This is a genomic window from Actinophytocola sp. (genome assembly GCF_050699915.1).
Lineage (GTDB): Bacteria > Actinomycetota > Actinomycetes > Mycobacteriales > Pseudonocardiaceae > Actinophytocola.
Genome location: NZ_JBOHGA010000326.1, coordinates 1 through 5,261, shown reverse-complemented (window position 1 = coordinate 5,261; position 5,261 = coordinate 1). Strand labels below are relative to the sequence as shown.

7 protein-coding genes are annotated in these 5,261 nt (G+C 69.8%); 2 read left to right on the top strand and 5 right to left on the bottom strand.

From position 1 onward, the window contains the following. Positions 1-184: 184 nt before the first annotated feature. From ACRDSK_RS31635 to ACRDSK_RS31615, 5 genes are all read right to left on the bottom strand, one after another. Positions 185-475 (bottom strand): DUF2516 family protein, encoded by a 291-nt coding sequence (locus ACRDSK_RS31635; protein ID WP_431445069.1) that lies wholly within the window; start codon positions 473-475, stop codon positions 185-187. A gap of 111 nt (positions 476-586) precedes the next feature. After that, entirely contained in the window at positions 587-1,255 is a 669-nt protein-coding gene (locus ACRDSK_RS31630) for a hypothetical protein (RefSeq protein WP_431445067.1), read from the bottom strand. 12 nt (positions 1,256-1,267) lie between these two features. Then, positions 1,268-1,768, bottom strand: coding sequence for a helix-turn-helix domain-containing protein (locus ACRDSK_RS31625; protein ID WP_431445066.1), 501 nt, complete (start codon positions 1,766-1,768; stop codon positions 1,268-1,270). Positions 1,769-1,856: 88 nt separating this feature from the next. Next, entirely contained in the window at positions 1,857-2,498 is a 642-nt protein-coding gene (locus tag ACRDSK_RS31620) for an AAA family ATPase (RefSeq protein ID WP_431445065.1), read from the bottom strand. A 21-nt stretch (positions 2,499-2,519) separates the two neighbouring features. After that, complete coding sequence (locus tag ACRDSK_RS31615) at positions 2,520-2,936, bottom strand: zf-TFIIB domain-containing protein (RefSeq protein WP_431445068.1); 417 nt, start codon at positions 2,934-2,936, stop codon at positions 2,520-2,522. Positions 2,937-3,020: 84 nt separating this feature from the next. Between ACRDSK_RS31615 and ACRDSK_RS31610 the strand changes: the two genes are divergently transcribed. Further along, a complete protein-coding gene (locus tag ACRDSK_RS31610; protein ID WP_431445064.1) occupies positions 3,021-3,785 on the top strand; it encodes a 3-hydroxybutyrate dehydrogenase in 765 nt (254 codons plus the stop codon). A 40-nt stretch (positions 3,786-3,825) separates the two neighbouring features. Next, on the top strand, positions 3,826-5,187 hold the full coding sequence (locus tag ACRDSK_RS31605) for an MFS transporter (RefSeq protein ID WP_431445063.1): 1,362 nt from the start codon (positions 3,826-3,828) through the stop codon (positions 5,185-5,187). Positions 5,188-5,261 lie beyond the last annotated feature (74 nt).

The window sequence follows — 5,261 nt, the reverse complement described above, 5'->3', positions numbered from 1 at the left end:
CCCCCCCCCCCCCCCCCCCCCCCCCCCCCCCCCCCCTGTTCAAACGCCCAAGCGCCATACCGATTTTTTTGTTGGTCTCGTGGGCTGGTAGTTGTGTTTAAGAGACGGGGGCGGGCGAGCGCGCGCTCGACGGTGAGGGTTCCCGAAACGGTCCAGCCGGTCACGCGACCAACCTAGTCGTCGGTCACCAGCGCTGGCCCCCGCGCTGCACCTCGATCAGCCGCGGCCGGATGTCCACGATGTAGACGAGGGCGGCGACCAGACCGGCGATCCAGAAGATCCAGCCGATGCCGGCGAAGCTGAACAACAGCAGCGCCGCGGAGGCTCCGCCGGTGATGCCGAGCCAGGCGGGCTTGGTCAGCCGGTCGATGGCCGCGTAGGCGTCCGGACGCTGCAGCAACGCGTGAATGAACGCGAAGACACCGACCGGCACGGCGGCCCAGTCGATGATCCGCAGTATCAGCATCGCTTCCATCGGCACGGCTCCAGCCTACGTGCGGACCGCCGCGAGTGACCAGCGGACCTGGTCATGGCGCGGAACGGCCCCGGCACACGGGGTGCCGGGGCCGTTTGTGCAGACGCGCTACTACTTGTTGGCGGCGCCGTTGGACTTCCGGGTGCTCGCGCTCGTCCGCGAAGCGCCGGCCTTGCGCGGTGCGGTCCGGTTCGCGGCCTTGCGGGACGTGCTGCGCACCTCGTGCGCCACGTCGTCGCCGAGCTCCTCGATCGCCTCGGCGGCCTCGGTGCCGGCCCGCTCCGCGCGTCGGGCGGTCTTCTCGCCGACCGAGCGGGTCTGCCGGGTCACCTTGGCCAGAACCTCCTCGGCCAGCTCGCGGGCGTCACCCGCGACGTCGCCGACCCGGTGCTGCAGCGTGGCGATGGCCTCCTCGAGCTGGTCCAGCGCCTTGCCGACCTGCGGCTGGGCCCGCAGCTTGGTCAGCGCGTCCTCGCCCTGGTCGGCCAGCTTCTGGTACAGCTTCTGCGCGGCGTCGGTGTACTCGTCGACCAGCTTGCGCAGCTCGGCCGGGTCCAGCCGCTCGCGGACGCCCGCCAGGTCGCGGGGCAGCTCGTCGACGGCGCCCTTGGCGGCGTCGGTACCCTCGTTGACCCGGGTGCGGGTCTTGTTCACGGCGTCACGCACGGCCTGGGTGGCCAGGTCGCCCGCGCCCAGCGCCGCGAGCAGCGGCGTCCGGAGGGCCTCGACGGCCTGCTCGCCGGCCTTGCGCACGTCTTCGGTCTTCGGCAACGCAACCATGTGTCTCACTCCTCAGATCACGGGGTCCGTCGGGTTGACAACGTCCACATCGGACCCCTCCACTGTGGACTGCGTAGAGTTCTCGCGGCGGAACGACTCGTAGACATCCAGCAGGATCTGCTTCTGTCGTTCGGTGAGCGCGTCGTCGGCACGCACCGCGTCGACCACCGGGCCGCCGTGCGCGACATCGAGGATGCCGGCCCGCACGTACAGCGCCTCGGCCGAGATCCGTAGGCCCTTGGCGATCTGCTGGAGGATCTCCGCACTCGGTTTTCGCAGGCCTCGTTCGATCTGGCTGAGGTAGGGGTTGGACACCCCGGCGAGCTTCGACAGCTGCCGCAACGAGATCTTCGCGCTGCTGCGTTGCTGCTTGATGTACTCGCCGATGTCCCGTCCGAGGTCGGCGACCGTGTCGGCGACCTTGTCGGCCACCTCGTTGATGCCGGCGTTGATGCCGTGGTGGTTGATGGCGCGGCCGTGGCCATCCTGGCTTGGCTGGTCGGTCTCGCTCATCCCGGTCACCTCCTCGCGACACCATCGACGGTACGTGCGAGTGCTAGCAATTGCAAGCACCGTGCTTGCGCAGGTGAGGTGGGTCGCGTCACAGCCGACCGGGCGATGGCGGCAGGAGCTGGCGGACCCACCCGGCGACCTGCGCGGCGGTATCCGGCGGCGTGATGGACGTCGTGTCGAGCAGGGTCATCGGCGGCTTCGTGTAGGAGCCCTCGGCGATGACCCAGTCGTTGAACTGGAGCATCTCCGCGATGCGCTCCTCGTCCCACGCCCGCCACGCCGGCCGGCCCCGCAGCCGCGCGGCGAGCACCACCGGATCACACGTCAGCGCCAGGTAGTGGATGTCGGAGAACAGCACGCGCTCCGGCCACGGCTCGAACTGCGGCGGCGCGACGGTGCCGCAGAGCACCACCGGGCGGCCGCTCTGCTGGACGGACGCGGCGAGGCGCAGCCATGTCTGCCGGAACGCGGCCGAGTCGCCGGTGGGGTCACGCAGTGCGCCGACCCACAGCAGGTCCTGCTCCAGCACGACGGCGACCGAGTCGAGCAGTGACACCAGCAGCCGGCCGACCGTCGTCTTGCCGGTGCCCGACGGGCCGGTGAGCGCGAACAGCGGAAGGCGCCGGTACGGCTCTCTGTGTCCACATGAGACACACTCGAGAACCGTGCCGGCGCCGTCGGTTCGTACGCGGGGTTCGGCCGTCCACACGCCGCAACCCGCGCAGATCATCGGGTTCAACAGCAGCGACGACTAGTCGAACAACTGCTCCATGAAGCTCTTGCGGCGACGGTGTCCATGACCTCCATGGCCACCGTGATACCCGCGCGGCGAGTCCGGATAACCACCGCGGCCGTAACCCTTTGGCGAGTCCGGATAACCACCGCGGCCGTAACCCTTCGGCGAGTCCGGGTAGTACCCGCCCGCTCGCGGCGGCGGACCGGCCGGCGCCGGGCCACCCTGGTACGGCGGCGGTGCCGCCGCTCCCATGTACTGCTGCTCGGCGTTGAGGATGGACTCCAGCTCACCGCGGTCGAGGAAGATCCCGCGGCAGCTGTCGCACTGGTCGATGTGGATGCCTTGGCGGTCGACGGTGCGCATTGTGTTCTGACACTTCGGGCAAATCACACGCGCAACATTACGCACACACGTACGCGGACGCCCACACATGGTCGACATCCACATCGACCCGCTGAGTGCTATGGCCGGTCGACACATGGTCCGCGACCGTGGACCTACCTAGCGTGAACAGCCATGGAAGGTGCTCCAGCTCACACGGACCTCGCCGGGCGCATCGCGCTCGTCACCGGCGGCGGCAGCGGCATCGGCCACGCCTGCGTGCTCGCGCTAGCCGAGGCGGGCGCGAAGGTGCACGTCGTCGACCGGGACGCGCCGGCCGCCGAGCGGGTGGCCGGCGAGGTCGGCGGGTGGGCACACGTGGTCGACCTGGCCGACGCCGACGCGGTGCAGAAGCTGCCCGCCGAGGTCGACATCCTGGTGAACAACGCCGGCCTGCAGCACGTCGCTCCGCTGCACGAGTTCCCGCCGGAGATGTTCACGCTGCTCCAGCAGGTCATGGTTACCGCGCCGTTCCTGCTGATCCGCCGGTGTGTGCCGCACATGTACGCCCGCGGCTGGGGCCGCATCGTGAACGTCTCCAGCGTGCACGGCCTGCGCGCGAGCGCGTACAAGTCGGCCTACGTCGCCGCCAAGCACGGGCTCGAGGGGCTGTCCAAGGTCGCCGCGATCGAGGGCGCCCCGCACGGCGTGACCAGCAACTGCGTCAACCCGGGGTACGTGCGCACCCCGCTGGTCGAGAACCAGATCGAGGCGCAGGCGCAGGCGCACCACCTCCCGCCGGACGAGGTGCTCGAGAAGGTGCTGCTGGACCGCACGCCGGTCAAGCGGCTGATCGAGCCGACCGAGGTCGCCGCGCTCGTGCGGTGGCTCGCCGGCGAGCCCGGCGGCTCGCTCACCGGCGCGTCGGTGCCGATCGACGGCGCCTGGACCGCCCACTGATGTCGAACCCCCATACCCCCCAACGAAGTGCGGTGATCTCGTGACAGCCCTGCCCGCAAACACCGGCAAGCGCCGGTCGCTGGCCCGGATCGTCTCGGCCAGCCTGATCGGCACGACGATCGAGTGGTACGACTTCTTCCTGTACGGGTCGGCCGCGGCGATCGTGTTCAACACGGTCTTCTTCCCCGACTTCGACCCCCTGACCGGCACGCTCCTCGCGTTCTCCACCTACGCGATCGGCTTCGCCGCCCGGCCGATCGGCGGTCTCGTCTTCGGACACTTCGGCGACCGGCTCGGTCGCAAGAAACTGCTCGTGATCAGCCTGATGCTGATGGGTGCCGCCACGTTCGCCATCGGCCTGCTGCCGACCTACGCGGCCGTCGGCGCCGCCGCGCCGCTCCTGCTGACGTTCCTGCGGCTGGTCCAGGGCTTCGCGCTCGGCGGCGAGTGGGGCGGTGCGGTGCTGATCGTGTCCGAGCACGGCGGCGCCAAGCGGCGTGGCTTCTGGGCGTCGTGGCCGCAGTGCGGCGCGCCGGGTGGCAACCTGCTGGCGGTCGCCGTGCTCGCGATCCTCGCGGCAGTGCAGTCCGAGGAGACGTTCGTCGCGTGGGGCTGGCGGATCCCGTTCCTGTTGTCGGCGGTCCTCGTGGTCGTCGGCCTGTGGATCCGGCTCTCGGTGGCCGAGTCGCCGGTCTTCCTGGCGGCGCAGCGCAAGGCCGAGGAGAGCGGCGCGACCGAGAAGGCACCGATCGTGCAGGTCTTCAAGCGGAGCTGGCGCGAGGTGCTGATCGCGATCGGCGCGCGCATCGCGGAGAACGTGTCCTACTACGTGCTCACCGCGTTCATCCTGGTCTACATCGTCCAGTCGCTGGACCTGAGCAAGTCGACGGGGCTCAACGCGGTGCTGATCGCTTCGGCCGTCCACTTCGTCACGATCCCGCTGTGGGGAGCGCTCTCGGACAAGGTGGGCCGGCGGCCGGTGTACCTGTTCGGTGCGGTCGGCATGGCCATCTGGGGCTTCGTGTTCTTCGCCATGCTGGACACCAAATCGTTCCCGGTCATGGCGCTGGCGACGACCATCGGCCTGGTGCTGCACGGCGCGATGTACGGCCCGCAGGCGGCGTTCGTCTCCGAGCTGTTCCGCACGAGGGTGCGCTACACCGGCATGTCGATCAGCTCCCAGCTCGCCTCGATCGTTGCCGGTGCGGTCGCGCCGCTGATCGCGGTCGCGCTGCTCGACGCGTGGGGCACGACCGTCGCCGTGTCGATCTACCTGCTTGCCATGTGCGTGATCACGACGGTCGCCCTCCTGCTGGCCCGCGAGACGAAGGGCATCTCGCTGGAGGACGAGCCGCCGGCGGCCGCTGATGTTCCGGCCATGGAGGTCCGAGTGACAACATGACCGGCGTGGACGTCCGTGCCGACAGTCTGGATGCCGGCGTGCGCCAGCTGCTCGAACTGCTCGCGGGTGACGCG

Bases quoted from the DNA above. Each gene is read 5' to 3' on its own strand.
- ACRDSK_RS31635 (WP_431445069.1), bottom strand. From the start codon at position 475: ATGGAAGCGATGCTGATACTGCGGATCATCGACTGGGCCGCCGTGCCG.
- ACRDSK_RS31630 (WP_431445067.1), bottom strand. From the start codon at position 1,255: ATGGTTGCGTTGCCGAAGACCGAAGACGTGCGCAAGGCCGGCGAGCAG.
- ACRDSK_RS31625 (WP_431445066.1), bottom strand. From the start codon at position 1,768: ATGAGCGAGACCGACCAGCCAAGCCAGGATGGCCACGGCCGCGCCATC.
- ACRDSK_RS31620 (WP_431445065.1), bottom strand. From the start codon at position 2,498: ATGATCTGCGCGGGTTGCGGCGTGTGGACGGCCGAACCCCGCGTACGA.
- ACRDSK_RS31615 (WP_431445068.1), bottom strand. From the start codon at position 2,936: ATGTGTGGGCGTCCGCGTACGTGTGTGCGTAATGTTGCGCGTGTGATT.
- ACRDSK_RS31610 (WP_431445064.1), top strand. From the start codon at position 3,021: ATGGAAGGTGCTCCAGCTCACACGGACCTCGCCGGGCGCATCGCGCTC.